This is a genomic window from Mesorhizobium sp. M4B.F.Ca.ET.089.01.1.1 (genome assembly GCF_004022605.1).
GTDB classification, from domain to species: domain Bacteria; phylum Pseudomonadota; class Alphaproteobacteria; order Rhizobiales; family Rhizobiaceae; genus Mesorhizobium; species Mesorhizobium abyssinicae.
Window position 1 is genome coordinate 1 of the sequence record NZ_RZOS01001084.1, and the last position, 727, is coordinate 727.

The window sequence follows — 727 nt, forward strand, 5'->3', positions numbered from 1 at the left end:
GCAATTTCCCGCCCCGCCTCGCCGGCTATCCTAAGGCCGTCGAGATGAGCATCCAGCCTTTCGACCAGGCGCTCAAGCCGCTCCTCGTCCATATCGGGATTCTCGTCGGGATGCAGCAGATGGCGGTCATAGACGGTCCAGAGAAACGCCGCCATTTCTGCGTGCTGCCGTACAATCTCGCGCAGAACAACCTTGGGCATCAGTTGAGGTTCACAGATGCCCCACGAACGCGGTTCGTAGCGCTGGCATGGCTCGTTACATAAGTGCCGCGGATGGTGATGCGACCGTCTTTTTCCATAATGATCATGGCCTTGCCGCAGCGAAGTTCGATGCGCTCGTTCGCATTGATCCGTACGTGTTCTCCGTCCCGAACGACATGCGCCGCGTTCGATTTATGAGCAGGGTCAACGATCCGGCCAACAATCAGCGGCCGGCCTGGATCGCCATCCTGAAACAGGAGCGCCACCTCTGCGCCGATCATGTCCGAGGTCAATTCCGCAAGACTTCGCGCTGAAACGGCAGTTTCCTTTGGATTGCCCGGGAAAACCACGAGGGGTGAATCCTCTCCGAAGCCCAAAAAGATGCCGATTACAACGCCTTCGATCCGTTCTTTTGTCGCCGACATGGCGCGTCCTCAGTTCTGCTTTATTTCCGAACCCTTCATCGTGATGTCGCTCGAGGCCTTCACATTGATCTTGCCGGAACCCTTGATGGAGATGTCCTTGCC

General features: G+C 57.2%; 1 protein-coding gene and 1 pseudogene. Both read right to left on the minus strand.

All coding sequences use genetic code 11. The features are described from left to right. Window positions 1–200, minus strand: a pseudogene (locus EN780_RS36140) (hypothetical protein); the annotation flags it as partial. Beyond that, on the minus strand, window positions 200–625 hold the full coding sequence (locus EN780_RS36145) for a DUF6484 domain-containing protein (protein ID WP_127394056.1): 426 nt from the start codon (window positions 623–625) through the stop codon (window positions 200–202). The pseudogene EN780_RS36140 and the gene EN780_RS36145, both read right to left, overlap by 1 nt. Between the last annotated feature and the right edge of the window lie 102 nt (window positions 626–727).